The organism is Mycobacterium sp. IEC1808 (assembly GCF_002101935.1).
Classification (GTDB): domain Bacteria; phylum Actinomycetota; class Actinomycetes; order Mycobacteriales; family Mycobacteriaceae; genus Mycobacterium.
The window spans coordinates 25,943-49,346 of the sequence record NZ_LQPV01000028.1 but is presented as its reverse complement, the minus strand read 5'-3'; the positions used below and the strand labels follow the sequence as shown (position 1 = coordinate 49,346).

At 70.2% G+C, this 23,404-nt stretch carries 23 protein-coding genes; 4 read left to right on the top strand and 19 right to left on the bottom strand.

The window, feature by feature from the left end:
• Positions 1-23 precede the first annotated feature (23 nt).
• Positions 24-449: a VOC family protein gene (locus AWB92_RS16695; RefSeq protein WP_085187415.1), complete on the top strand. Its 426-nt coding sequence runs from the start codon at positions 24-26 to the stop codon at positions 447-449.
• A gap of 1 nt (position 450) precedes the next feature.
• Here AWB92_RS16695 and AWB92_RS16690 read toward each other — a convergent pair whose 3' ends face one another.
• From AWB92_RS16690 to AWB92_RS16645, 10 genes are read right to left on the bottom strand one after another with little or no spacing between them, the layout of a single operon-like run.
• On the bottom strand, positions 451-2,148 hold the full coding sequence (locus AWB92_RS16690; RefSeq protein WP_173817434.1) for an MFS transporter: 1,698 nt from the start codon (positions 2,146-2,148) through the stop codon (positions 451-453).
• Between the two features lie 17 nt (positions 2,149-2,165).
• Positions 2,166-3,383 (bottom strand): VWA domain-containing protein, encoded by a 1,218-nt coding sequence (locus tag AWB92_RS16685; protein ID WP_085187409.1) that lies wholly within the window; start codon positions 3,381-3,383, stop codon positions 2,166-2,168.
• Positions 3,384-3,389: 6 nt separating this feature from the next.
• Positions 3,390-4,052 carry an SRPBCC domain-containing protein gene (locus AWB92_RS16680; RefSeq protein WP_085187406.1) on the bottom strand — a complete coding sequence of 221 codons (663 nt, stop codon included), beginning with the start codon at positions 4,050-4,052 and terminating at the stop codon, positions 3,390-3,392.
• Between the two features lie 13 nt (positions 4,053-4,065).
• Positions 4,066-4,941 carry a MoxR family ATPase gene (locus AWB92_RS16675; RefSeq protein ID WP_085187404.1) on the bottom strand — a complete coding sequence of 292 codons (876 nt, stop codon included), beginning with the start codon at positions 4,939-4,941 and terminating at the stop codon, positions 4,066-4,068.
• Positions 4,941-5,525, bottom strand: a complete 585-nt coding sequence (locus AWB92_RS16670) for a nucleotidyltransferase family protein (protein WP_085187739.1) — start codon at positions 5,523-5,525, stop codon at positions 4,941-4,943. The genes AWB92_RS16675 and AWB92_RS16670 overlap by 1 nt, the downstream gene beginning before the upstream one ends.
• Positions 5,522-6,391: an XdhC family protein gene (locus AWB92_RS16665; RefSeq protein WP_085187402.1), complete on the bottom strand. Its 870-nt coding sequence runs from the start codon at positions 6,389-6,391 to the stop codon at positions 5,522-5,524. Before AWB92_RS16665 ends, AWB92_RS16670 begins: the two co-directional genes overlap by 4 nt.
• The gene (locus AWB92_RS16660; protein WP_085187400.1) at positions 6,392-8,785 is read right to left on the bottom strand and encodes an aerobic carbon-monoxide dehydrogenase large subunit; all 2,394 of its coding nucleotides are present in this window, start codon (positions 8,783-8,785) and stop codon (positions 6,392-6,394) included.
• The gene (locus AWB92_RS16655) at positions 8,782-9,270 is read right to left on the bottom strand and encodes a (2Fe-2S)-binding protein (RefSeq protein ID WP_085187397.1); all 489 of its coding nucleotides are present in this window, start codon (positions 9,268-9,270) and stop codon (positions 8,782-8,784) included. The genes AWB92_RS16660 and AWB92_RS16655 overlap by 4 nt, the downstream gene beginning before the upstream one ends.
• Before the next feature lie 2 nt (positions 9,271-9,272).
• On the bottom strand, positions 9,273-10,154 hold the full coding sequence (locus AWB92_RS16650) for a xanthine dehydrogenase family protein subunit M (protein ID WP_085187394.1): 882 nt from the start codon (positions 10,152-10,154) through the stop codon (positions 9,273-9,275).
• Between the two features lie 31 nt (positions 10,155-10,185).
• Positions 10,186-11,355 carry an XdhC family protein gene (locus AWB92_RS16645; RefSeq protein ID WP_085187391.1) on the bottom strand — a complete coding sequence of 390 codons (1,170 nt, stop codon included), beginning with the start codon at positions 11,353-11,355 and terminating at the stop codon, positions 10,186-10,188.
• 22 nt (positions 11,356-11,377) lie between these two features.
• Between AWB92_RS16645 and AWB92_RS16640 the strand changes: the two genes are divergently transcribed.
• Positions 11,378-12,343 carry a LysR family transcriptional regulator gene (locus AWB92_RS16640; RefSeq protein ID WP_085187389.1) on the top strand — a complete coding sequence of 322 codons (966 nt, stop codon included), beginning with the start codon at positions 11,378-11,380 and terminating at the stop codon, positions 12,341-12,343.
• Positions 12,344-12,392: 49 nt separating this feature from the next.
• On the opposite strand, the gene AWB92_RS16635 is transcribed toward AWB92_RS16640, so the two are convergent.
• From AWB92_RS16635 to clpB, 6 genes are all read right to left on the bottom strand, one after another.
• Positions 12,393-13,037: an RNA methyltransferase gene (locus tag AWB92_RS16635; protein ID WP_085187386.1), complete on the bottom strand. Its 645-nt coding sequence runs from the start codon at positions 13,035-13,037 to the stop codon at positions 12,393-12,395.
• Positions 13,034-13,954: a hypothetical protein gene (locus AWB92_RS16630; protein ID WP_241523487.1), complete on the bottom strand. Its 921-nt coding sequence runs from the start codon at positions 13,952-13,954 to the stop codon at positions 13,034-13,036. Before AWB92_RS16630 ends, AWB92_RS16635 begins: the two co-directional genes overlap by 4 nt.
• Positions 13,955-14,130: 176 nt before the next feature.
• Complete coding sequence (pyrE, locus tag AWB92_RS16625) at positions 14,131-14,673, bottom strand: orotate phosphoribosyltransferase (protein WP_068135746.1); 543 nt, start codon at positions 14,671-14,673, stop codon at positions 14,131-14,133.
• The gene (locus tag AWB92_RS16620) at positions 14,660-15,430 is read right to left on the bottom strand and encodes an SDR family oxidoreductase (RefSeq protein ID WP_068177270.1); all 771 of its coding nucleotides are present in this window, start codon (positions 15,428-15,430) and stop codon (positions 14,660-14,662) included. Before AWB92_RS16620 ends, pyrE begins: the two co-directional genes overlap by 14 nt.
• 34 nt (positions 15,431-15,464) lie before the next feature.
• On the bottom strand, positions 15,465-16,313 hold the full coding sequence (gene ttfA, locus AWB92_RS16615; protein ID WP_085187383.1) for a trehalose monomycolate transport factor TtfA: 849 nt from the start codon (positions 16,311-16,313) through the stop codon (positions 15,465-15,467).
• A 205-nt stretch (positions 16,314-16,518) separates the two neighbouring features.
• Positions 16,519-19,065 carry an ATP-dependent chaperone ClpB gene (clpB, locus tag AWB92_RS16610; protein ID WP_085187380.1) on the bottom strand — a complete coding sequence of 849 codons (2,547 nt, stop codon included), beginning with the start codon at positions 19,063-19,065 and terminating at the stop codon, positions 16,519-16,521.
• A gap of 125 nt (positions 19,066-19,190) precedes the next feature.
• Here clpB and AWB92_RS16605 point away from each other — a divergent pair, with 125 nt between their 5' ends.
• Together AWB92_RS16605 and AWB92_RS16600 are read left to right on the top strand one after the other, a co-directional pair.
• Entirely contained in the window at positions 19,191-20,342 is a 1,152-nt protein-coding gene (locus tag AWB92_RS16605) for an FAD-binding oxidoreductase (RefSeq protein ID WP_085187378.1), read from the top strand.
• A 13-nt stretch (positions 20,343-20,355) separates the two neighbouring features.
• The gene (locus tag AWB92_RS16600; RefSeq protein ID WP_085187375.1) at positions 20,356-21,246 is read left to right on the top strand and encodes an aldose 1-epimerase; all 891 of its coding nucleotides are present in this window, start codon (positions 20,356-20,358) and stop codon (positions 21,244-21,246) included.
• Positions 21,247-21,250: 4 nt separating this feature from the next.
• On the opposite strand, the gene AWB92_RS16595 is transcribed toward AWB92_RS16600, so the two are convergent.
• From AWB92_RS16595 to dnaJ, 3 genes are read right to left on the bottom strand one after another with little or no spacing between them, the layout of a single operon-like run.
• A complete protein-coding gene (locus AWB92_RS16595) occupies positions 21,251-21,787 on the bottom strand; it encodes a hypothetical protein (RefSeq protein WP_241523486.1) in 537 nt (178 codons plus the stop codon).
• An 8-nt stretch (positions 21,788-21,795) separates the two neighbouring features.
• On the bottom strand, positions 21,796-22,188 hold the full coding sequence (locus tag AWB92_RS16590) for a helix-turn-helix domain-containing protein (protein ID WP_085187370.1): 393 nt from the start codon (positions 22,186-22,188) through the stop codon (positions 21,796-21,798).
• Positions 22,188-23,366: a molecular chaperone DnaJ gene (gene dnaJ / locus AWB92_RS16585; protein WP_068102680.1), complete on the bottom strand. Its 1,179-nt coding sequence runs from the start codon at positions 23,364-23,366 to the stop codon at positions 22,188-22,190. Before dnaJ ends, AWB92_RS16590 begins: the two co-directional genes overlap by 1 nt.
• Positions 23,367-23,404: the final 38 nt, after the last annotated feature.

Below are 23,404 nucleotides of genomic sequence, written 5' to 3'. Positions count from 1 at the left end.
CCTCGGCGGGGTAGCCAACGGGAATGCCCGTTTTGAATCATCACATCGTGGCCGCCCGCGACAAAGAAGCGACGGCCCGCTATTTCACCGAAGTCCTCGGACTCGGCCCGGCGGTACGACTGGGCGAGTTCGCGGTGTTGCAGGTCGGCCCGGATACGACCCTGGACTTCGTTGACAGCGAAGGGGATTTCGATCGGCTGCACTACGCGTTTCTGGTCACCGAAGCCGAATTCGACGAAATCTTTTCACGCATCAGGGAGCGCCGGATTCCCTACTGGTCCGACCCCATGCATGACGACCCCGGGGCCATCAACACCTGGGACGACGGGCGCGGGGTGTACTTCGATGACCCCGACGGACACCGCCTGGAAATACTCACCCGGCCCTACGGGAGCGGCGGGACCGAGGCCAAGCGTCCGCATCCGCTCGTGGCTCCGGTGATCGATTGAGCTAACGCGCGTTGACGGACTCGCAGTCGCGCATGTTGGCCAGTTCGTTGAGGCCGCCGGGCCGGTAATGCTCAACCTGTGGTTTTGTGCTCGCGACGCAGCTCCGGACGACATCGCCGCGAGATTGCGATCCATGCAACGCCGTCGCCGTAAGGACGACGGCAACAAGCGCAATGGCGACCGACGCCCCTAACGCCACGGCGGCGTACGATCCCGGCGCCGGACCGGAAAGCTTCGATTGCGCCGCGCGATGGTGCCTTTCGGGGCCGCCTGCAGACCCGCCGCGCAGCAGCAGCGCGGTGACCGCCGCGCCGGCCAGAAACAGCGCGCAGCTGACGCTAAAAGCGACGCCGTAGCCATGGATCGCGGCGGCAGGTCGCAGAGCCGGACCCGGCGGCCGATGGCCGGTCATGTAGCGCGTCAGGGCTGACGCGAAAATTGTTGACAGCGCGGCGGTTCCGATGGCGCCGCCGATCTGTTGGGTGGTGTTTACCATCGCCGAGGCGACGCCGGCGTCCTTGCCGGTGATGCCCGCGGTGGCGGTCGCGATCGCCGGCGCGAACGTCAGGCCCGTGCCGGCACCCAAGAGGAAAAGGGGTCCCAGCACACCGCCCGCATAGGTGGAATGAATATCCAGCTGCGCCAGCCAAAACATGCCGCCGGCGGCGATCAGCATGCCGGGCGGGATCACCCGGCGGGGGCCCAACTGCGGAATCAAGCGGGCGTTGGCCACACCGGCCGAGACCGCGATGCCGACGCTCAGCGGCAAGAACGCGACACCGGTCTTGAGCGGGCTGTAGCCCAAGTTCTGTTGCGCATAGTAGGTGAGAAACAGGAAGACGCTGAACATGCTGCAGAACGCCACCATGATGGCTAGGTACGCACCAACGCGGTTGCGGTCCATGACAATCCACGGCGGCAGCAAGGGCGCGGCGGCCCGTGCCTCGATGACCGCGAAGGCGACCAGCAGCAGGCCGCTTGCGACAAACATCCATACGGTCAACGGTGCGCCCCAGCGGTCGGTTTCCGCGTTCGACAGGCCATAAACCAGGCAGAACAGGCCTCCCGACGCGGCGATGATGCCGGGCCAGTCGAGCCGGGCCATGCTGCCGCGCTCGTCTCTGGCGGGGACGAGCGCCAACACCCCCCCGGCGGCGACGACCGCGAAGGCCAAGTTCACGTACAGGCACCAACGCCACGACAGCCATTCGGTGAGCGCGCCCCCGAGCAACAGCCCTACGACCGCGCCCCCGCCGGCGATTGCGCCGTACACGCCCAACGCCCTGCCGCGCTGTTTGGCGTCGGTGAACGTGACGTTGAGGGTGGACAGGGCCGCCGGGGCGAGCACCGCGGCGAAGACACCCTGGGCCGCCCGGGCGGCGACCAGCATGGCGAAGCCCGTCGCCGCACCTCCAATCGCCGACGAGACGGCGAATCCCGCCAGGCCGATCAGCAACGTGCGCCGGCGCCCGACCAGGTCGGACAGTCGGCCGCCCAGCAACAGCAGGCTGCCGAAGGCCAGCGAGTAGGCGGTGATGATCCATTGCCGGCTTTCAGTGCCGAAGTGCAGGGCCCCCTGCGCGGAGGGCAGCGCGATGTTGACGATCGTGGTGTCGAGCACCACCATCAGCTGCGCAATCCCGATGACTCCGAGTATCAGCCATTGGCGCTGTGCACGGGGTTCTGTGCTGGCTCCCATGAACTCTCTGGTACCCGTTACGGCGCGATTGATAGCCGCGGGCGCGTCAACGCCACGAGCAACTCGCGCAGACCGGTCAGCGAGTGCGCCGGCAGGAACAGGTCGCAGTAGGGCAGGGCCGCGGCCATCGAACCGGCCAGCGGCTGGAAATCGCCTTGCGCCGCACGGGGATTGAGCCACACCAGCATCGCGGCGCGGCGGCGCAGCCGGGCCATCGCGTGGGCGAGCACGTCGGGCGGATCGCTGTCCCAGCCGTCGGAGGCGATGATCACCACGGCGCCGCGCAGCGCGTTTCCGTGCGGTGCGGTTAGCAGGGCGGCGACGCTGCGCCCGATGAACGTGCCGCCGTAACGGTCGGTGACCTTCGCGTTGGCCTTCTGCAGCGCCACCTCGGCCGAGCGGTGCGACAGCACCGGCGTGAGCCGGGTCAGCGACGTCGAGAACGCGAACACCTCGGGGCGGGCGCGGGCCTGGCGCAGCGCGGCGGCGCGCATCAGGTGCAGATAGACCGCGGCGTACGGCTGCATCGACCGACTCACGTCGCAGGCCAGGACCACCCGCCGCGGCCGGCGGCGGGGCCGCGTTCGCGCCAGGATCACGGACTCCCAGCCGGTGGCGCGCGACGCGTTCATGGTGGCCCGCAGGTCGATCCGCTTGCCGCCCGCGCTGGGCTCGAAGCGCATGCTGCGGCGCCGCGGCCAGCGCGCGACCGTCGCCTCGAGCCAGGAGCCGAGCAGGCGAAGGTCTTGCGCGTCGAAGCGATCGAACGGTTCGTCGGCGCGCGCGGCGATGCGGCTGGGCAGCGGATCCGGAAGCACGACGCTCGTCGGGGTTGCGTCCCGATCGGCGGTGGCGCGGGTGGCCCAGGGCAGCTGGTGCGCGCCGGCCTGCGACGGACCGCCGGCGGGTCGCACCGTGCCGGCCGCGGGTGTCTTGGGGCCGGGCAGGGGCAGGACGGGCTCGGTTGCGCCCTCGGGGCGCGCGGCGCCGACCGCCCCGAAGACCGAAGTGAACACGGCGTCGAAGGCCACCAGGTCTTCCATCCGGTTCACCAGCGTCAGCCTGGCCGCCCAATAGAGCGCCGACGTGGTGTCCGGCACCAACCGCCGCATCGCCTGCACGAAGTCGGCCGGGCCGTTGGCCGACACCAGCACCCCCGCGCCGCGCAGGCGCGCCACCAGGGCGGCCGCGAACGCGGCCAGGTCGACGCCCCGCAACAGCAGTGGGGTGGGCACGACGCGCTAACGCCTCCGGCCGAGCAGCCAACCGAGCACCAGCGCGGCCAGCACGGCCAGCGCCACGGGCGCGTACTTCTTGAGCTGGTCGCCACCGGCGAGCTCGAGCAGGTCGATGGGCTCGGGCTCGGGGGCGGGGGGCTGGCGCGTCCCCGGGACCGGGTTCGCCGGCCACGCCGGAATCGGCTCCTCCTGCGCCGCGTCGGGCGCCGGGGCGCCGGTGTTCTTGGCGGCCAGTTCTGCCTCCAGCGACTCCACGAACTGGCCCAGCAGCTTCTCCGAAACCTGCTGCAGCATGCCGCTGCCGAACTGGGCCAGCTTGCCGACGATCTTCAGATCGGTGTCGACGGTGACGCTGGTGCGTTCCCCGTCCTCGTGCAACTGGGCGGTGACCGTGGCGGCGGCGTTGCCGGTGCCCCGCGCCTCCTTGCCCTTGCCGTCGATGACCGCGCGGTGCTGTTCGCGGTCCAGCTCGACGAAGCGCACCTTGCCACTGAACTCGCTGGTGACCGGGCCGACCTTGACCTTGACCTTGCCCAGGTAGTCGTCGCCCTCGTGGCCGGTGAGCTGCGCGCCAGGCATCAGCGGGATCACCTGCTCCAGGTCGCACAGCACGTCCCAGGCCTGCTCGATGGGTGCGCTGACGGTGAACTGGTTGGCGATCTTCATGCTGTGGGTCCTCTCAGGTGCGGCTGTGCTCAGCGAAGGTGTGGTACTCGTCGCGAATCAGAGTACGGTCGTCCGGGGTCTTGGCCAGCGCCCCCAGGGTGGTCACGGTTGCCTCGTCAACCAGGTCGGCGACACCGAGCGCCACCAGGGCGGAGACCCAGTCGATGGTCTCGGCCACCCCGGGCGGCTTGTCCAGGTCGAGATCGCGCGTGCGCCCGACGAATTGGGTGGCATGCTCGATCAACGGCGCCGTCGCCCCCGGTACCGTCCGCCGGACGATGGCGGCGGCCCGGGCCGGTTCCGGGTAGTCGATCCAGTGGTACAGGCAGCGGCGGCGCAGCGCGTCGTGCAGGTCGCGGCTGCGGTTGGAGGTCAGCACCGCGATCGGCGGGCGCTCGGCGACGAAGGTGCCCAGCTCGGGCACGGTGACCGCGGATTCACCGAGGAATTCCAGCAGCAGCGCCTCGAATTCGTCGTCGGCGCGGTCGATTTCGTCGATCAGCAGCACCGGCGGCGTCGGGCCGCGGTGCCGCACGCACCGCAGGATGGGCCGGTCGACGAGGTAGTTCTCGGTGTAGAGGTCGGCCTCATCGATACTCGCGCCGCGCGCCTCCGCCAGCCGGATGGACAGCAGTTGCCGTTGGTAGTTCCAGTCGTAGAGCGCCTCGCTGGCGGTGAGTCCCTCGTAGCACTGCAGCCGCACCAGCGGTGTATCTAGCACGGCCGCAAGGGTTTTCGCGGCCGTGGTTTTGCCGACGCCCGGTTCGCCCTCCAGCAGCAGCGGGCGGCCGAGCGTGACCGCCAGGTAGATCGCCGACGCCGTTCCCGTGTCGAGCAGGTAGTCGTGCGCATCGAACCGGGCGATCACGTCCTGCACGCCGTCAAACATCAGGACGTCACCAGCCGGCGGTAGTCGTCCCAGGTGTCGACGTCGAGCGGAACGGGACCGTCGACCACGAGTTCGCGCACCTGGTACCGGCCCGACTCGATGAGCTTCCACACCCCCTTGTCGCCGTGCAGTTCGCGGAGTTCGCCGAACAGCGCACGGCCGAGCCAGAACGGGTGGCCGATCCCGTCGTCGTAGCGGCACACGGCGATGTCGGCGGTCGCGCCTTCGGCGGCCACGCGCCGCGGTGTCAGCGGATCGATCCGGGGTTGATCGCCGAGCATCAGCACGATGCCGGCGGCGCGGGGGTCCACCCGCTCGAGAGCGGCGCGCAGCGAGGCCGCACATCCGGTCCCGAAGTCGTCGACCTGCACCACGTCGACCCCGGCCATCGGCACCGCATCGCGCACCGCCGCCGCGGCGCCGCCGAGGGTGACGATGAGCTGGTCGAACCCGGCGCCACGGGCCGCCTCCAGGGTGGCCCCGAGCAGGGTCGTATCCCGGTACGGCAGAAGCTGTTTGGGCGTGCCCAGCCTGCGCGAACCACCGGCCGCCAGCACGACGCCGGTGACGGGCGGCCCGGTCATGCGCCGGCTGGCCGGTCGGCGAACGCGGCGCGGCATCGCGGGCCGCAGAACCAATGGTCGGCGCCGCCCACCCGCAGGTGTTCGGTGGCGGGCCCGATCGTCACGGTCATGCCGCACACCGGATCGACCGCCTCGCGCGCGACGGCCTCCGGCGCGACGGCGCGGCGCAGGCCGGCGCGGATGCCGGCGATCAGTTCGGCCGCGATCGAGACCGCGATCTCGGCGGGGGTCTTTGCGCCGATGGCCAGGCCGACCGGGGTGTGCACCCGCGCCCGCTCCTCCGGCGAGAGGTCGAGCGAGTCCAGGATCGCGGCGCCGCGCACCTTGCTGGCGACCAGGCCGATGTAGCCGACGCCGTGATCCAGTGCCGCGCGGATGGTTTCGGCTTCCGGCCCGCCGTGGCTGGCGATGACGACGGCGGTCGCGTCGGAGAGGTCGCCGTCGCTGCGGGCGTCGTAGCCGAGGACGCCGCACACCCGGGTCAGCGCCTCGGCGATCGGCGTGGTCCCGTAGACCCGGATCAGCGGGGCCGGCAGCTGCGGGGCCAGGAAGATCTCCAGCGACCCGCCGGACAGGCACGGGTTCACGACGACGCAGGCGCCGGGAGCCTCGGGGAAGTGCACGTCGCCGTCGGGAAGCACTCGCAGGAGCACGCTTTCGCCGGCCTGCAGCGCGCCCATCGCCGCCTTGCGGACCGAGTTCTGGGCGCACTGGCCGCCGACGAAGCCCTCGATTGTGCCGTCCGCCAACAGGATTGCCTCGTCACCCGGATAGGACGAGGTGGGCGGCTGGGCGCGCACGACGGTCGCGTGGACGAACGGTGTCCGTGCCGCCAACAGCTCCTGAACGCGCTCACTGATCATCATCTAGATCGGCGGCCTCGCTCTGCCCTGCATGGCCTCCCACACCCGCGACGGCGTCAGCGGCATGTCGGCGTGCCGAACCCCGTACGGCGCCAACGCATCCACCACGGCGTTGACCACCGCCGGGGGCGATCCGACGGTGGCCGATTCGCCGATGCCCTTCGCGCCGATCGGGTGGTGCGGCGATGGCGTCACCGTGAAGCCGGTCTCCAGGTGCGGCACCTCGGCCGCGGTCGGGATCAGGTAGTCCATCAGCGATCCGCCGAGGCAGTTGCCCTCCTCGTCGAACGCGATCATCTCCATCAACGCCATCCCGATGCCGTCGACGATGCCGCCGTGCACCTGCCCCTCGATGATCATCGGATTGATGCGGGTGCCGCAGTCGTCCACGGCGAGGAAGCGGCGCACCTTGACCACCGCGGTGCCCGGGTCGACGTCCACCACACAGAAATACGCGCCGTAGGGGTACGTCAGGTTCTCCGGGTTGTAGCAGACTTCGGCGTCCAGGCCGCCCTCGATGCCGTCGGGCAGGTCGCCGGCCCCGTGCGCGCGCATCGCGATGTCCTGGATGGTCACCGACGCCGACGGATCACCCTTGACGTGGAACGAGCCCTTCTCCCACTCCAAGTCGGCGACCGAGACCTCGAGCATGCCCGACGCGATGATTCTCGCCTTGTCACGCACCTTGCGCGCGACCAACGCCGCGGCGCCGCCTGACACCGGCGTCGAGCGGCTGCCGTAGGTGCCCAGCCCGAACGGGGTCTGGTCGGTGTCGCCGTGCACCACCTCGATGTCGTCGGGCGGGATGCCGAGCTCCTCGGCGACGATCTGCGCGAACGTCGTCTCGTGCCCCTGCCCCTGGCTCTGAACCGACAGCCGCACAACGGCTTTGCCGGTCGGGTGCACGCGCAGCTCACACCCGTCAGCCATGCCCAGGCCGAGGATGTCCATGTCCTTGCGCGGGCCGGCGCCGACGGCCTCGGTGAAGAACGACATCCCGATGCCCATCAGCTCGCCGCGCGCCCGCCGCTCCTGCTGCTCGGCCCGCAGCGCGTCGTAGCCGATCATGTCCATGGCCTTGCGCATGGTGGCCTCGTAGTCGCCCGAGTCGTACGTCCAGCCGGTCTTGCTCTGGTACGGAAACTGGTCGGGCCGCAGCAGGTTTCGCAGCCGCAGCTCGGCCGGGTCCATCTTCAGCTCGAACGCCAGGCAGTCCACCAGCCGTTCGACGAAGTACACCGCCTCGGTGATGCGGAACGAGCACGCGTAGGCCACCCCGCCGGGCGCCTTGTTGGTGTACACGGCGGTCATGTGGCAGTAGGCGGCCTCGAGGTCGTAGCTGCCGGTGAACACCCCGAAGAAGCCGGCCGGATACTTCGTCGGCGCCGCCTGGCCGTTGAACGCGCCGTGATCGGCCAGCACGTTGGACCGGATCGCGAGGATTTTGCCGTCGTTGGTCGCGGCGATCTCGCCGACCATGATGTAGTCGCGGGCGAAGCTGGTGGACGTCAGGTTCTCGCTGCGGTCCTCCATCCACTTCACCGGCTTGCCCAGCAGCAGCGAGCCGACGATCGCGCACACGTAGCCGGGGTAGATCGGCACCTTGTTGCCGAAGCCGCCGCCGATGTCGGGCGAGATCACCCGGATCTTGTGTTCGGGCAGGCCCGCGACCAACGCGTACAGCGTGCGGTGTGCGTGCGGGGCCTGCGAGGTGGTCCACAGCGTCAGCTTGCCGGTCACCGGGTCCAAATCGGCCACCGCGCCGCAGGTTTCCATCGGCGCGGGGTGCACCCGCGGGTACACGATCTCCTGCTTGACGACGACGTCGGCCTTGGCGAACGCCGCGTCGGTGGCGGCGGCGTCGCCGGTCTCCCAGTCGAAGATGTGGTTGTCGTTCTTGCCGTCGAGATCGGTGCGGATCACCGGCGCGGACGAGTCGAGCGCCTTGCGCACGTCGACGACGGGATCCAGCGGGTCGTAGTCGACGTCGATCAGCTCGAGCGCGTCGCGGGCCGAGTAGCGATCCTCGGCGACGACGAAGGCCACCTCCTGGCCCTGGAAGCGCACCTTGTCGGTGGCCAGGACGGCCTGGGTGTCGTTGGACAGCGTCGGCATCCAGGCCAGGCCCTTCTCGGCCAGGTCCGCGCCCGTCACCACCGCCTTGACCTTCGGATGTGCTTGCGCCGCAGTGGTATCGATGCCGACGATGCGGGCGTGCGCGTACGGCGAGCGCAGGATTGCCAGGTGCAGCATGCCCGGCAGCGCGACGTCGTCGACGTAGGTGCCGCGCCCGCGGATGAAGCGCGGGTCCTCCTTGCGCAGCATCCGGCCGTGGCCGCACGGCTTTTGGTCGTTGTCTGCGGTGTCTTCGGGCGGGCGGGATTCGATGGTGGTCATGACTGTGCCTCCGCCTCTATTTTTGCGGCGTGCTTCGCCGAAGCCCACTGGATGGAGCGCACGATCGTCGTGTATCCGGTGCAGCGGCAGATCTGCCCGGAGATGGCCTCCCGGATGGTCTCCTCGTCGGGATTGGGATCGCGGTCCAGCAGGGCGCGGGCGGTGATCATCATGCCCGGTGTGCAGAAGCCGCATTGCAGCCCGTGGCAGCGCATGAACCCTTCCTGGATCGGGTCGAGCTGGCCGTCCACGGCCAGCCCCTCGACGGTCCGCACGCTGTGGCCGGACGCCATCACGGCCAGCATGGTGCAGGACTTCACCGGCACGCCGTCGACGTCGACGACGCACGTTCCGCAGTTGCTGGTGTCGCATCCCCAGTGGGTCCCGGTGAGCCGCAACTGATCCCGCAGGAAGTGCACCAGCAGCATCCGCGGCTCGACGTCGGCAGTGACCTGCTCGCCGTTGACGGTCATGGTGACTTGCATCGCTATTGGCTCCTTTGTTCGCCAACCCGCCGCGCCGCGGTGCGCAACGTGCGGATAGTGAGTTCCGAGGCGAGGTGGCGCTTGTAGTCGGCGGTGCCGCGGATGTCGGTCACCGGCTCGCAGGCGGCGGCGGCCAGGCGACCGGCCTCGTCGAAGGTCTCGTCGGTGGCCGGCCGGCCGACCAGCGCCGCCGAGATCTCGGCCAGCGCGCCCGGGTCGGGGTTGACGGCAGTCAGGCCTACGCGGGCGGCGGCGATCGAGTCGTCGTCGAGGGTGACGGCCGCGCCCGCTGCGGTAACGGCCCAGTCACCCACGCGCCGTTCCACTTTCGCGTATGCACTGGACGTGTTGAGCCGCACGGGGATTCGCACCTCGATCAGGATTTCGTTCGGGGCGACCGCCGTCTCGTACGGGCCGACGATGAAGTCGTCCATCGCGATCTCGCGTTCCCCCGACGGTCCACGCACCAGGCACACCGCGCCCAGCACTGTGCACACCGTTGAGAGATCCTCGGCCGGATCCGCCTGGCACAGCGAGCCGCCCAGGGTGCCGCGGTTGCGGACCACCGGGTCGGCGATCACCCGTTCGGCGTCACGGAAGATCGGGCACACGGCGGCCAGGGTGTCGGACTCCAGGATCTCGCGATGCCGGGTCATGGTGCCGACGCGCACCAGGGTGGGATCGGTGATCACGTACCCGAGCTCAGGCGCCAGGTCATTGATGTCGACGAGGTATTCGGGGTTGGCGATGCGCAGCTTCATCATCGGCAGCAGGCTGTGCCCGCCGGCGATCACGCGCGCCCCCTCCCCCAGCCGGTCCAGCAGGCCGACGGCGTGGTCGACGCTGGTCGCACGTTCGTATTCGAAGGGCCCAGGTACTTGCATGGGAGCAGTGTGGGCCGCGTCACACTGGGCGTCAACGGCGAGTTAAGTGATCGCTGAACTCGCCCGCTACCTGCGGCTCCGGTGCGTCGTGGTGGATGCGTCCGACGGTCTCACTCAGCGGGCGGCCGCCCCCGCCCCAGCGCTTGGCGATGATGTCGGCGGCGATCGACACCGCCGTCTCCTCCGGCGTGCGCGCGCCGAGGTCCAGGCCGATCGGGCTGGACAGCCGGCCCAGCTCGGCGTCCGTCAGCCCCGCCGCCCGCAGCCGGTTCATCCGGTCGTCGTGGGTGCGCCGCGACCCCATCGCGCCCACGTAGCCCACTTGGGGCAGCCGCAGCGCCACCTCGAGCACCGGGACGTCGAACTTGGGGTCGTGGGTGAGCACGCAGATCACCGTGCTCGCGTCGACGGCGCCCGCCTCCGCCTGGGCGGCGAGGTAGCGGTGCGGCCAATCGACGACGACATGGTCGGCGGTGGGGAAGCGCACCGCCGTGGCGAACAGCTCGCGGGCGTCGCACACGGTGACCCGGTAGCCGAGGAACGATCCCTGCTGCGCCAGGGCCGCGGCGAAGTCGATGGCGCCGAACACCAGCATCCGGGGACGCGGCGCGAAGCAGGAGACGAACACCTCCATGCCCTCGCCGAGGCGTTGCCCGTCGGGCCCGTACTTGAGGACGTCGCTGCGGCCCACCGCCAGGAGGCCGCGGGCGTCGTCGGCGACCGCGGCGTCGGCGCGCGCCGAACCCAGCGATCCGGCCAGCGCGTCGGGCCGGACGACGACGCGGCGCCCGACCCAGCGCGCGTCGGGATGCGCGATGACGGTCGCGACCGCCACGGGGCGGTGCTCACCGATGTCGTCGGCCACCGCGCCGAGTTCGGGGAAGGTCGATCGCGACACCGACTCGACGAAGACGTCGATGATGCCGCCGCACGTCAGCCCGACCGCGAACGCGTCGTCGTCGCTGACCCCGTAGCGCTCCAGCCGCGGGGTTCCGGTCTTGGCGACCTCGCTGGCGAGTTCGTAGACCGCGCCCTCCACGCAGCCGCCGGACACCGACCCCGTCACCGAGCCGTCCGGCGCCACCATCATCGACGCCCCCGGCGGGCGCGGCGCGGACCGGAAGGTGCGCACCACCGTGCCCAATCCCGCGGTTTCGCCGGCGCGCCAGATCGCCATCAGCTCGGCAAGGACGTCACGCACGCTTTAAACGTAAGCTCATGGCGTGACTCCGGCTCAACTTCGGGCCTATTCGGCGGTGGTGCGGTTGGGTTCGGTGCGCGCGGCCGCGGCCGAGTTGGGCGTTTCCGACGCGGGCGTGTCGATGCTGGTGGCGGCGCTGCGCAAGGAGCTCGACGACCCGTTGTTCACCCGGACGGGCGCGGGCCTGGCGTTCACGCCGGGTGGGCTGCGGTTGGCCAGCCGCGCGGTCGAAATCCTGGGGCTGCAGCAACAAACCGCGATCGAGGTGACCGAGGCCGCTCACGGGCGCCGGCTGCTGCGGATCGCCGCTTCGACCGCGTTCGCCGAGCACGCGGCTCCCGGGCTGATCGAGCTGTTCTCATCGCGGGCCGACGACCTGTCGGTGGAGCTGAGCGTGCACCCGACGAGCCGGTTCCGCGACTTGATCTGCTCGCGCGCCGTCGACATCGCGATCGGTCCCTCTGGCGAGGGTTCGCTCGGTCCGGACGACGGGATCTTCGTGCGGCCGTTCCTGAAATACCAGATCATTACCGTCGCGCCGCCGAACAGCCCACTGGCGGCGGGCATTCCGACGCCGGCGCTGCTGCGCCAACAGCAGTGGATGCTCGGCCCGGCCGCCGGTGGCGTGGACGGCGAGATCGCAAAGATGTTGGCGGACTTGGCGATTCCGGAGTCGAACCAGCGGATCTTTCAGAGCGACGCCGCCGCGCTGGAAGAGGTGCAGCGGGTCGGCGGTGTGTCGCTGACGATCGGTTTCGCCGTCGCCAAGGACCTCGCGGCCGGGCGGTTGACCCGCCTGAGCGGGCCCGGCATGGAAAGGTCGGGCGAGTGGTGCGCGGCCACGCTGGGGCCGTCGGTGCGGCAACCGGCCGTGTCTGAGCTCGTCCGCTTCATCACCACGCCGCGGTGCACCCAGGCGATGATCCGCGGCAGCGGCGTCGGCGTGACCCGCTTCCGCCCGAAAGTGCATGTGACGCTGTGGAGCTGAGTGTGCGCCCAGGGCGATGACACGCCGGCGAACTTCACACTGAAGGCGGCTACCAGGCGCGCGACAGGTCCGCGTGCTGCCGCACCCACGCGTGCATCGCGATGCCGGCGGCGACGCCGGCGTTGATGCTGCGCGTCGAGCCGAACTGGGCGATCGACACGGTGAGCGCCGCGCCGGCCCGGATGTCGTCGGTGATGCCCGGGCCTTCCTCGCCGAACACCATCAGGCACTCCCGCGGCAGCGCCGTTTCCTCCAACCGCTGTGCGCCTGGGACGTTGTCGACGGCCACCACCGTCAGCCCGGCGCCCACCGCGAACTCGAGCAGCGCGGCGGTGCTGTCGTGGTGGCACAGCCGCTGATAGCGGTCGGTCACCATGGCGCCGCGGCGATTCCAGCGCCGCCGCCCGACGATGTGCACGGTGTCGACGGCGAAGGCGTTGGCGGTGCGCACCACCGAGCCGATGTTGGCGTCGTAGCCGAAGTTCTCGATCGCCACGTGCAGCGGGTGACGGCGCAGGTCGATGTCGGCGATGATCGCCTCGCGGGTCCAGTACCGATAGGAGTCCACGACGTTGCGAGTATCGCCGTCGCGCAATAGGTTTGGGTCGTACCGGGGGTCGTCGGGCGGCTCGCCCGGCCACGGCCCGACGCCGCCGCCCGTCGTTCCCCATTCGGTGGGCCCCGGGTCGCTCATCGCTGCGTCCACACGCCGGCGTGGGTGCCGTCGACCGCCACCGTGGCGTACAGCAGCGCCTCGTTGATCTCGCCCTGGGTGCACAGCGACGCGTTGACGCGCACCGAATCCTGTGACGCGTCGGGCAGGATCAGCACCGACGACCCGTACGTCGCGCACGCCGGGTTGAGGCCCCGGCCGGGCAGGGTGGGCGACGCCAGCAGCATCAGCGGCCCGCCGCGCTTGGCGGAGTCGTCGCGGTAGCGGTCCGCGAGGGCGGTGGCTTCCAGACCCAGCAGCATGTAGCCGTTGCCGACAAACGCGGCGGGGTCGCCGAGCTGGGCCTTGGTCATCGGGGCGCCGTCGGCGCGCCAGGCCGACAGGCTGACGGTCTTGACGCTCAGGCCGGTGTCGTTCGCGTTGGTCGGCGGCAGCCCCACCGGAAACGCCGCCGGGTAGGCCGCCGAGGTGTTCGGGATCCGGTCGCGCGGCGAGTAGGCGTACACCCCGCGCACCTGGCTCCGATCCTTAAGCGGCCCAAGGCAAATGCTGCCCGTGAGCCGGCCGGGCGGCGCCGACAGCGGGTGTTGGATGTCGTGCACGGTCGTCGCCGCATCGTCGCAGCTGCCCAGCGCGGCCGACTCCATCGGGTGGGCCAGCGCGCCGTACAGCCCGAAGCGAAGGTCCTCGGGCTTGGCGTGCGGCGCCTTCGGGTCGGCCGGCGACGCGTCGAGGTCGACCAGCACGTAGTCGCCGTCCCAGCGCAGGTTCGACACCGACATGTTCCAGCCCAGCAGCGCCAGCGATTCGCCGATCCGGGCCCCCTGCGCGCCGTACGGCCGCACCGGGCCGTTGGAGCCCGAACAGCCCAGGGCACTCGCCGCCGTGAAGACGACAACGCACGCGACGCCGGCCAGGCGCTCGAATCTAGTTGACATCATTCACGTTTGCCACAGGAGCCGGTCGGGGAACGGATCGACGACTTGCCCGCCTCAGAGCGACAACTGGGCGGCGGCTGGGCGACTTGTTCTGTCGCTGTGAGGCGGGCACAACGAGAGTCGCCCGGACGAGAGGCTGCTGTGGCACATGTGACAGCGCATGCATGAAACGTGGCCTAGCCCAGCCCCAGATCGGCCAGGCCCAGCACGCTGCGGTAGGGAATTCCTTCTGCTTCGATGGCCTCGGCGGCGCCGGTGGCGCGGTCCACCACGGTGGCCACCCCGATCACCTGGCCGCCCGCGTCCTGCACGGCATGCACCGCGGTGAGCGCCGAGTTGCCGGTGGTGCTGGTGTCCTCGACCACCAGGGCCCGCCGGCCGGAGACCTCGGATCCCTCGATAAGGCGTTGCAGCCCATGGGTTTTCGCCGACTTGCGCACGACAAACGCGTCGATGGGCCGCCCGGGCGCGTGCATGATGGCGGTCGCGACGGGGTCGGCGCCGAGCGTCAGTCCACCGACGACGGCGTAGTCCCAGTCGGCGGTGAGCTCGCGCATCAGCGTGCCGATCAGCGCGGAGGCGCGGTGGTGCAGGGTGGCCCTGCGCAGGTCGACGTAGTAGTCGGCCTCCTTGCCCGACGACAGGGTCACCCGCCCGTGCACCACCGACAGCCGGCGCACCAAATCGGAAAGCTCCTCGCGGGCGTCAGCTGCGGTCACGACCGCCCACTCGTTTCGCGGCGCTGCGCACCAGGCCGCGGGGCAGCAGCCGCCCGGCGGTGACGATCGCCTTGTACTGCAGGCCCGGCACGCTGACCACCTTGCCGGCGGCGACGTCGGCCAGGCTTGCGGCGACCACGTCGTCGACCTCGAGCCACAGGAACGGCGGCAGCTTGGCCATGTCCATCCCGGCCCGAGCGTGAAATTCGGTGTGCACGAAGCCCGGGCACACGGCGTGCACGCCGACGCCCGTCCCGTCCAGCGCGCCGGCCAGGCCCTCGCTGAACGAGATCACCCACGCCTTGGACGCCGAATAGGTCGACGACCGGCCGTTCACCATTCCGGCGACGCTGGCGACGTTGATGACGGTCCCGGCGCCGGCCGCGACCATGGCGGGCACCGCGGCCCGGGTCAGCTGCAGCACCGCGGTCACGTTGACGTCGAGCTGCGCCTGCAGCAGCGCGGGATCCGTCGTCCAGAATTCGCCGGACGTGCCGAAGCCGGCGTTGTTGACCAGGACCCGCACCCCCGCGGCAAGCCGCTCGGCCACCTTGTCGCGGCCGGCCGCGTCGGCCAAGTCCGCAGGCAGGATCTCGATGTTGCCGCCCTGGCCCTCGAGCTCGGCCGCCAGTTTGGTCAGCCGGTCGACGTCGCGGGCGACCAGGACCAGGTCGTAGCCGTCGCGCGCGTAGCGCCGTGCGTAGCCCCCGCCGATCCCGGACGTCGGCCCGGTGATCAGGGCTACGGGGCGAGGCATGAGCGACAGTGTAATGACGCGGGCCCGGCCGGCCTCAGCGCTGGTAGTTACTGGCCCCGTGGCCGTTGCGCCCGGTCGGCGGCTGGCGGCCCTGGTCCCGGCGCAGCGGCTCGGTGGCGCGTCGGCCGGCCTGAACGTCCGAGCCCAGCAACCCCGACACGTCCTGCTGCGGCCGCCGCGACGGCAACTCCAGGCGACCGGCGGGCGCCAGGGGACGGCTCGGTGCGGCGTTGCGCGGCAACGCGGGCGCCCCCGCCTCCTGCGGGGTCTCCTGCGGCACCGGCGGCAACACGCGCAGCAGGTCGTTGAACTGGCGCACGGTGCGCAGGCCCTCGTCCCATTGCGCGCGCGTGCTGGAGATCGGCATGGCGACCAACGTCCAGTTCTGCTCGTTCCACATGATCTCGGCGCAGTCGGGGGCGGTGTGCGCGAAGGTGACCATGCGCCGGTCGCAGGCCCGCCGGGCGGCGTCCAGATTGGTCGAGTACACCATCCGCGGCCCGATCGCGCCCAGCAGCCAAATGTCGCTCTCCCGAGGCTCTTTCAGACCCTTGAGGCGCAGATCGACGACGACGTTGGTGCCGACCTTGCGGTGCAGCGCGATCACCGTGGCGACTTCCTCGACGTCGAAGATGTAGACGGCCTCACCGCGGATCTGACCGAGCACGACGTTGTGGGCGGGGACGTCGCCCACCGTGGAGATCACCCCGCGCTTCCAGCGCTTGAGGATGTCGGTCGATTCGCGCTCGTAGTCGAAGCCATGCGACCGCGCCCACGATTTGCGGCGCCTGCTACGCCCCCGCTGCCGATCGATGTCGACGTACACCAGCACGCCCGCGCCGACAAAGCACAGCGCGGACAGCGTGAACCAAAGGGGGACCATCCCACACAGGGTATCCGCTGTCGGCCCGGAATAGACAATGCGACCTGGTCACAAGCAAATTAAGGTTTGCCAGGGCGCGCCGACTGGGTCGGCATCGCGGCATTGAGTGTGAGCCGACGGCTTTGGGTGTGAGCTGGCGGCGGGATTCTGGGGATTTTCCCGCCGCCCATGCCCACGCAAAGCCGACGATTCACACTCGAGCCGACTAGCCCAGGACCAGCGAGTCGCCGTCCGGGCTGACGTTGACCGGCACCACGTCGCCGTCGTGCACGTCGCCCGCCAGCAGCATCTTGGCCAGCTGGTCGCCGATCGCCTGCTGGACCAGCCGGCGCAACGGCCGCGCCCCGTAGACCGGGTCGAACCCGCGCTGCGCCAGCCAGCGCTTGGCCGGCAGCGACACCTCCAGCTGCAGCCGCCGTTGCGCCAACCGCTTACCCAGCTGCTGAAGCTGGATGTCGACGATCTGCACCAGCTCCTCGGGGTTGAGCCCGTCGAAGATCAGCACGTCGTCGAGCCGGTTGATGAACTCCGGCTTGAACGCCGAGCGCACCGCGGCCATCACCTGCTCCTCGCTGCCGCCCGACCCAAGGTTGGACGTCAGGATGAGGATGGTGTTGCGGAAGTCGACCGTGCGGCCCTGCCCGTCGGTGAGCCGGCCCTCGTCGAGGACCTGCAGCAGCACGTCGAACACGTCCGGGTGCGCCTTTTCGATCTCGTCGAACAGCACCACGGTGTACGGGCGCCGGCGCACCGCCTCGGTCAGCTGACCGCCCTGGTCGTAACCGATGTAGCCGGGGGGCGCACCCACCAGCCGGGCGACGGAATGCTTCTCGCCGTACTCGCTCATGTCGATGCGGACCATGGCCCGGTCGTCGTCGAACAGGAAGTCGGCCAGCGCCTTGGCCAGCTCGGTCTTGCCGACACCGGTGGGGCCCAGGAACATGAACGAACCCGTCGGCCGGTTGGGGTCGGCGACCCCGGCGCGGCTGCGCCGCACCGCGTCGGACACGGCCTGCACGGCCTTGCGCTGCCCGACGACCCGCTTGCCCAGCTCGTCTTCCATCCGCAGCAACTTGGCGGTCTCGCCCTCGAGCATCCGCCCGGCGGGAATGCCGGTCCACGCCGACACCACGTCGGCGATGTCGTCGGGCCCGACCTCCTCCTTGAGCATCACGTTCTCGCGGGCCTCGGCCTGCGGCAACGCGGCGTCGAGCTTCTTCTCCACCTCGGGGATGCGCCCGTAGCGCAGCTCGGCGGCCTTGGCCAGGTCGCCGTCGCGCTCGGCACGCTCCGACTCCCCACGCAACGCCTCCAGCTGTTCTTTCAGCTCGCGGACGGCGTCGATCGCGTTCTTCTCGTTCTGCCACCGGGTGGTCAGCTCGGCCAGCTTCTCCTTCTGGTCGGCCAGCTCGGCGCGCAGCTTCTCCAGCCGCTCCTTGGAGGCCTCGTCTTCCTCTTTCTCCAGCGCCATCTCCTCGATCTCGAGGCGGCGCACCAGGCGCTCGACCTCGTCGATCTCGACGGGCCGCGAGTCGATCTCCATCTTCAGCCGGCTGGCGGCCTCGTCGACGAGGTCGATGGCCTTGTCCGGCAGGAACCGCGCGGTGATGTAGCGGTCACTCAACGTGGCCGCGGCCACCAGCGCGGAGTCGGTGATGCGCACCCCGTGGTGCACCTCGTAGCGGTCCTTCAGGCCGCGCAGGATGCCCACGGTGTCCTCCACCGACGGCTCACCGACGAACACCTGCTGGAAGCGGCGCTCCAGCGCGGCGTCCTTCTCGATGTACTTGCGGTACTCGTCGAGCGTGGTGGCGCCGACCAGGCGCAGCTCGCCGCGGGCCAGCATCGGCTTGATCATGTTGCCGGCGTCCATCGCGCCCTCGCCGGTCGCGCCGGCACCCACGATGGTGTGGAGCTCGTCGATGAACGTGATGATCTGCCCGGCGGAGTTCTTGATGTCGTCGAGCACGGCCTTGAGCCGCTCCTCGAACTCGCCGCGGTACTTGGCGCCGGCCACCATCGACCCGAGGTCCAGGGCGATGACGGTCTTGTCGCGCAGGCTCTCCGGCACGTCGCCGGCCACGATGCGCTGGGCCAGGCCCTCGACGATCGCGGTCTTGCCGACGCCGGGCTCGCCGATGAGCACCGGGTTGTTCTTGGTGCGACGGCTCAAAACTTGGACGACGCGGCGGATCTCGTTGTCGCGCCCGATGACCGGGTCGAGCTTGCCCTCACGGGCCCGGGCGGTCAGGTCGGTCGAGTACTTCTCCAGCGCCTGGTAGGTGGCCTCGGGATCGGCGCTGGTGACCCGCGCGCTGCCACGGACCTTGACGAACGCCTCCCGCAACGCCTGCGGGGACGCGCCGTGGCCGGTCAGCAGCTTGGCGACGTCGGAGTCGCCGGTGGCCAGCCCCACCATCAGGTGCTCGGTCGAGACGAACTCGTCGTCCATCTCGGTGGCGAGCTGCTGCGCGGTGGTGATGGCGGCCAGCGATTCGCGCGACAGCTGCGGCTGCGAGCTGGCGCCGCTGGCCTGGGGCAGCTGGTCTAAGAGCCGCTGCGCCTCGGCGCGGATGGTGGCGGGCTCGACGCCGACGGCCTCCAGCAGGGGCGCGGCGATCCCGTCGTTCTGCGTCAGCAGCGCCAACAGCAGGTGGGCGGGCCGGATCTCCGGGTTGCCGGCGGCCGAGGCCGCCTGCAGGGCCGAGGTCAGGGCCGCCTGCGTCTTGGTGGTCGGGTTAAAAGAGTCCACGACTATCTCCGTTTGAGGTCAGAAAGGGCTGCATGAAAATGCTTGTCGTGATGTTCAACGCCGTCAAGGTTGAGTGTGTTCCGCTCAAGTCTACAAAATTTCCTTGACGCCTAGAATCGGGGCCCGTGAGCCTGGAGGACCGCGACGCGTTGCGGGTGCTGCGCGACGCCTTCGAGGATGAGCTCGTCCGCAGGTTCTATACCCACTGGTTCGCCCTCGACGTCTCGGTGCGCGACCTTTTCCCGCCCGAGATGGACGTCCAGCGGGCCGCGTTTGCCCACGCCATGCACTGGGTGTACGGGGAGCTGGTGGAGCAGCGCGCGACCGAGCCGGTGGCCTTCCTCGCCCAGCTCGGCCGGGATCACCGCAAATTCGGCGTGCTGCCGGCGCATTACGACACGCTGCGTCGCGCGCTGCACGCGACGCTTCGCGACCACCTCGGCGACGCGTGGACCGACTCCGTCGCGGCGACCGCCGATCAGTCGCTCAACCTGATCACCGGGGTGATGAGCGGTGCCGCCGACGCCGACGAGGCACCCGCCTGGATGGACGGCACGGTCATCGAGCACATCCGGGTCTCGCGCGACCTGGCCGTCGTGCGCCTGCAACTCGACCGCCCGTTGGACTACTTCGCGGGGCAATACGTCGACGTTCAGGTCCCGCAGTGCCCGCGCCGGTGGCGCTACCTGAGCCCCGCGATCCCGGCCGACCCGGGTGGCGGCATCGAGTTCCACGTCCGACAGGTCCCCGGCGGCCTAGTCAGCACCGCGGTGGTCAACGAAACGCGGCCCGGCGACCGGTGGCGGCTGTCCAGTCCGCACGGCGGCCTGCGGGTCGACCGGGACGGCGAAGACGTGCTGATGGTGGCCGGCAGCACCGGGCTGGCGCCGCTGCGCGCGCTGATCATGGACCTGTCCCGCTACGCGGTGAACCCGCGGGTGCACCTCTTCTTCGGCGCCCGCTACCGCTGCGAGCTCTACGACCTGCCCACGCTGTGGCAGGTCGCCCAGCACAATCCGTGGCTGTCCGTCTCGCCGGTCTCGGAGTACAGCCGCGACCCGTCGTGGGCGGCCGACTACCCCGACGTCACGCCGCCGCGCGGGCTGCACGTGCACCAGACCGGTCGCCTGCCCGACGTGGTGACCAAATACGGCGGCTGGGGCGACCGGCAGATCCTGATCTGCGGCGGACCGGATATGGTTCGTGCGACCAAGGCCGCCCTGATCGCCAAAGGCGCGCCGCCCGAACACATTCAGCACGACCCACTGTCCCGGTGAACCGAGGTAAGCCATGCGCATCGTGACCCTGACCGACCCGTCATCGCCGGTGGCGGCGCAGTTCGTGCCGGAGGCCGGCATGATCGGCACGTCGCTGACCGACGCGGGCACCGAGCTGCTCGGCCAACGGCGCGGCCTGCAGGCCTACGTCGAGGCGGGCAAGACGATGGGCATCCCGATCCTGTATCCGTGGGCAAATCGCTTGGGTGCCAACACCTACACGGCCGAGGACGTGACGGTGGCGCTGACGCCCGGGGAGAACGGGGTTCGCGCCGATCCCAACGGGCTGCCCATCCACGGCACGCTGGCCGCCTACCCGGGCTGGCGCGTGACGGCGGAGTCGGACAACGAACTGGCCGCGGAGGTCGATTTCGGCGCCGACCCGCGGTTGCTGGCCAGCTTCCCGTATCCGCACGTGCTCTCGGTGGCGGTGCGGCTGGCCGACCGGGCGCTGACGGTGCGCACCACTGTCACCGCGAGCTGCGACACGGCGGTTCCGCTGTGCTTCGGCTTCCATCCCTACCTGCGCCTGCCGGACGTTGCGCGCGGCGAGTGGATCATCGAGACGCCACCGCTGCGGCACCTGGGGCTCGATGAGCAGGGGCTGCCCACCGGCGAGTCCGAACCCGAGCCGGCCCGCGAAGAACCCCTGGGCGACAAGGCTTTTGACGACGCCTACGACCAGGTCGGCGAGGGCGCGCTGTTCGCGGTCTCCGGCGGCGGCCGCCGCCTGGAGGTGCACTTCGAGCGGGGGTATCCGGCGGCGCAGATCTTCGCCCCGCTTGCCGAAGAGGTCGTGTGCTTCGAGCCGATGACCGCGCCGACGGACGCGTTGCGCCGTGGCGGTTACTCGACCGCGCGCCCGGGCGCCCCGGCGGTTACGCAGTTCTCGATTCGGTTGTGAGCTTTCACCACCGCATCATGGGGAAGGGCCGACGCGGGTGCCCGGCGGCGTAGCGGCTCAGACCCTTCGCGAGGAACGCGTGGAAGCCGCAATACGGCAGCTCGGCAACGACGGAGCGAATCTCGGAGCGCCCGACCCCGTTACGTAGCAGACCGCGGCTCACATCGATACGGTCGGCGATCCGAAAGGCCTCGGCCATACGATCGTGCGACGGCCGTAGCCGGTGGTGTTCGACGATCAGCGTGCGCACGTCGTCGACGTTGTCGATGCCGAATTCTTCGGCGTGCGCGGCGGCCAGCCCGGCCGAGGGCCCGAGGTAGTCGAACGTGCCCGCGGTCCAGATACCGAGATCGTGTGCGGCCCAGGCCAGAACGGCAAAGTCGGGGACCGGGCCGGCGAGCAGCTGTTGGTGATAATTCATTCCGCGGTAGACGTGATTGCGGTAGGTCGGCAGCTGCGCGCCCAGCTCGCGTTGGTATCGCTGTAGCAGGGTTTCGACGATCGGGTGAACGGTGATCACTTCCATGCCGTGATCAGTCATTTCGTCGCCTAGCGAGGCTTTCGCGGCTGCCACACCACCAGCGCGGTGCTCTTCGGCACCACCGCGATGTCGCGGCGCTGGCCGGCGCGCACCTGCGCCAGCTCCTCGGTCAGCTCCTTCACGCGTGACTGCAGCGCCTCCACCTGGTTGGTCAGCTCGATGATGCGCTTGATGCCGGCCAGGTTGACGCCCTCGTCCTGCGACAGCCGCTGCACCTCGCGCAGCAGGTCCACGTCGTGCTCCGAATAGCGGCGTCCCCCACCGGAAGTGCGCCTCGGGCTGACCAGCCCGAGGCGGTCATAGGTGCGCAGGGTCTGGGCATGCATGCCGGCCAGTTCGGCGGCCACCGAGATCAGGAAGGTCCGAGCCTCCTCCTTGGGAGTCCGTGAGCCCCTGGCCATCAGCGATTACCTGCCCATCCCGCACGCGGGTTGAAACCACTGGATTGCTCGGCGGCCGCGTAGGCCTCCAGCGCCTCCTGGGCGGCGCCCTCCAAGTTCGGCGGCACGGACACCTTCACGGTGACCAGCAGGTCGCCGTTGCCGCCGCCGCGCTTGGGCACACCGCGTCCGCGCACCCGCAGGATCCGGCCGTCGGCGGTGCCCTTGGGCACCCGCACGCCGACCTTGCCGTCCAGCGTGGGAACCGAAAGCGTTGAGCCCAAAGCCAACTCGCTGAAGCTGACCGGCACGGTCACGGTGAGGTCGTCGCCGTCACGGCCGAACACCTTGTCCGGCCGCACATGCACGGTCACGTACAGGTCGCCCGACGGCGCGCCGCGCAGCCCGGCCTCGCCCTGCCCGGGCAGCCGAATCCGTTGTCCGTCCTCGACACCGGGCGGGATCCGCACGTTGATGGTGCGCGTGCGGGTCGTCACGCCGGTGCCTTTGCACTCGTCACACGGGTGCTCGATGATCGAGCCGCTGCCCCGGCAATCGGTGCAGGGCTCGGAGAAGCCGAACGCGCCCTGGTTGCGGTTGATCACGCCCGAGCCGTTGCAGCTGGGGCACACCTTCGGGCTGGTGCCCGGGCGCGCGCCGCTGCCATGGCAATTCGTGCACGGCGCCGGGCTGGTCAGCCGCAGCGGCATCGCGACGCCCTTGGCCGCCTCGACGAAATCGAGCTCGGTCTCGGTCTCCAGGTCGTTGCCGCGCCGCGGCCGGCTGGGCCGGGGACTGGCGCCGCGTCCGAACAGGCCGCCGAACAGGTCGCCGATGTTTGCACCGCCGCTTCGGCCGGCGGCGTCGAACAGGTCGCTGAGGTTGAACTCCGCGCCGTCACCGCCGACGTTGAAGCTGAAGCCGCTGCCACCGTCGAACCTGCGGCCGCCGAAACCGCCGCCCGCGAACAGGCGGCGGGTCTCGTCGTACTCCTTGCGCTTGGCCGGATCCGACAACACGTTGTGCGCCTCCGACACCGCTTTGAACCGTTCGCCGGCGGCCGGGTTGTCGGGGTTCGCATCCGGGTGCAGGTCGCGCGCCAGCTTGCGGTAGGCGCGCTTGATCTCTTCCGGGCTGGCGTCAGAGGAGACGCCCAGCTCCTTGTAGAAGTCCTTTTCGACCCATTCACGCTGGGCCATGCCGCGTCACCCCCTCACCTTTCTCTATCTACTTGTTG

Excerpts from the sequence above, each read along its gene's own strand:
- AWB92_RS16595 (WP_241523486.1), bottom strand. The coding sequence starts at position 21,787 with ATGACTGATCACGGCATGGAAGTGATCACCGTTCACCCGATCGTCGAA.
- AWB92_RS16660 (WP_085187400.1), bottom strand. The coding sequence starts at position 8,785 with ATGACCACCATCGAATCCCGCCCGCCCGAAGACACCGCAGACAACGAC.
- AWB92_RS16680 (WP_085187406.1), bottom strand. The coding sequence starts at position 4,052 with ATGAAGATCGCCAACCAGTTCACCGTCAGCGCACCCATCGAGCAGGCC.
- AWB92_RS16670 (WP_085187739.1), bottom strand. The coding sequence starts at position 5,525 with ATGACCGGGCCGCCCGTCACCGGCGTCGTGCTGGCGGCCGGTGGTTCG.
- AWB92_RS16600 (WP_085187375.1), top strand. The coding sequence starts at position 20,356 with ATGCGCATCGTGACCCTGACCGACCCGTCATCGCCGGTGGCGGCGCAG.
- AWB92_RS16665 (WP_085187402.1), bottom strand. The coding sequence starts at position 6,391 with ATGATGATCAGTGAGCGCGTTCAGGAGCTGTTGGCGGCACGGACACCG.
- AWB92_RS16650 (WP_085187394.1), bottom strand. The coding sequence starts at position 10,154 with ATGCAAGTACCTGGGCCCTTCGAATACGAACGTGCGACCAGCGTCGAC.
- AWB92_RS16695 (WP_085187415.1), top strand. The coding sequence starts at position 24 with ATGCCCGTTTTGAATCATCACATCGTGGCCGCCCGCGACAAAGAAGCG.
- AWB92_RS16690 (WP_173817434.1), bottom strand. The coding sequence starts at position 2,148 with ATGGGAGCCAGCACAGAACCCCGTGCACAGCGCCAATGGCTGATACTC.
- AWB92_RS16620 (WP_068177270.1), bottom strand. The coding sequence starts at position 15,430 with ATGCCTCGCCCCGTAGCCCTGATCACCGGGCCGACGTCCGGGATCGGC.
- dnaJ (WP_068102680.1), bottom strand. The coding sequence starts at position 23,366 with ATGGCCCAGCGTGAATGGGTCGAAAAGGACTTCTACAAGGAGCTGGGC.
- AWB92_RS16590 (WP_085187370.1), bottom strand. The coding sequence starts at position 22,188 with ATGGCCAGGGGCTCACGGACTCCCAAGGAGGAGGCTCGGACCTTCCTG.
- AWB92_RS16635 (WP_085187386.1), bottom strand. The coding sequence starts at position 13,037 with ATGAGCGACCCGGGGCCCACCGAATGGGGAACGACGGGCGGCGGCGTC.
- AWB92_RS16630 (WP_241523487.1), bottom strand. The coding sequence starts at position 13,954 with ATGTCAACTAGATTCGAGCGCCTGGCCGGCGTCGCGTGCGTTGTCGTC.
- AWB92_RS16675 (WP_085187404.1), bottom strand. The coding sequence starts at position 4,941 with ATGTTTGACGGCGTGCAGGACGTGATCGCCCGGTTCGATGCGCACGAC.
- AWB92_RS16655 (WP_085187397.1), bottom strand. The coding sequence starts at position 9,270 with ATGCAAGTCACCATGACCGTCAACGGCGAGCAGGTCACTGCCGACGTC.
- ttfA (WP_085187383.1), bottom strand. The coding sequence starts at position 16,313 with ATGGTCCCCCTTTGGTTCACGCTGTCCGCGCTGTGCTTTGTCGGCGCG.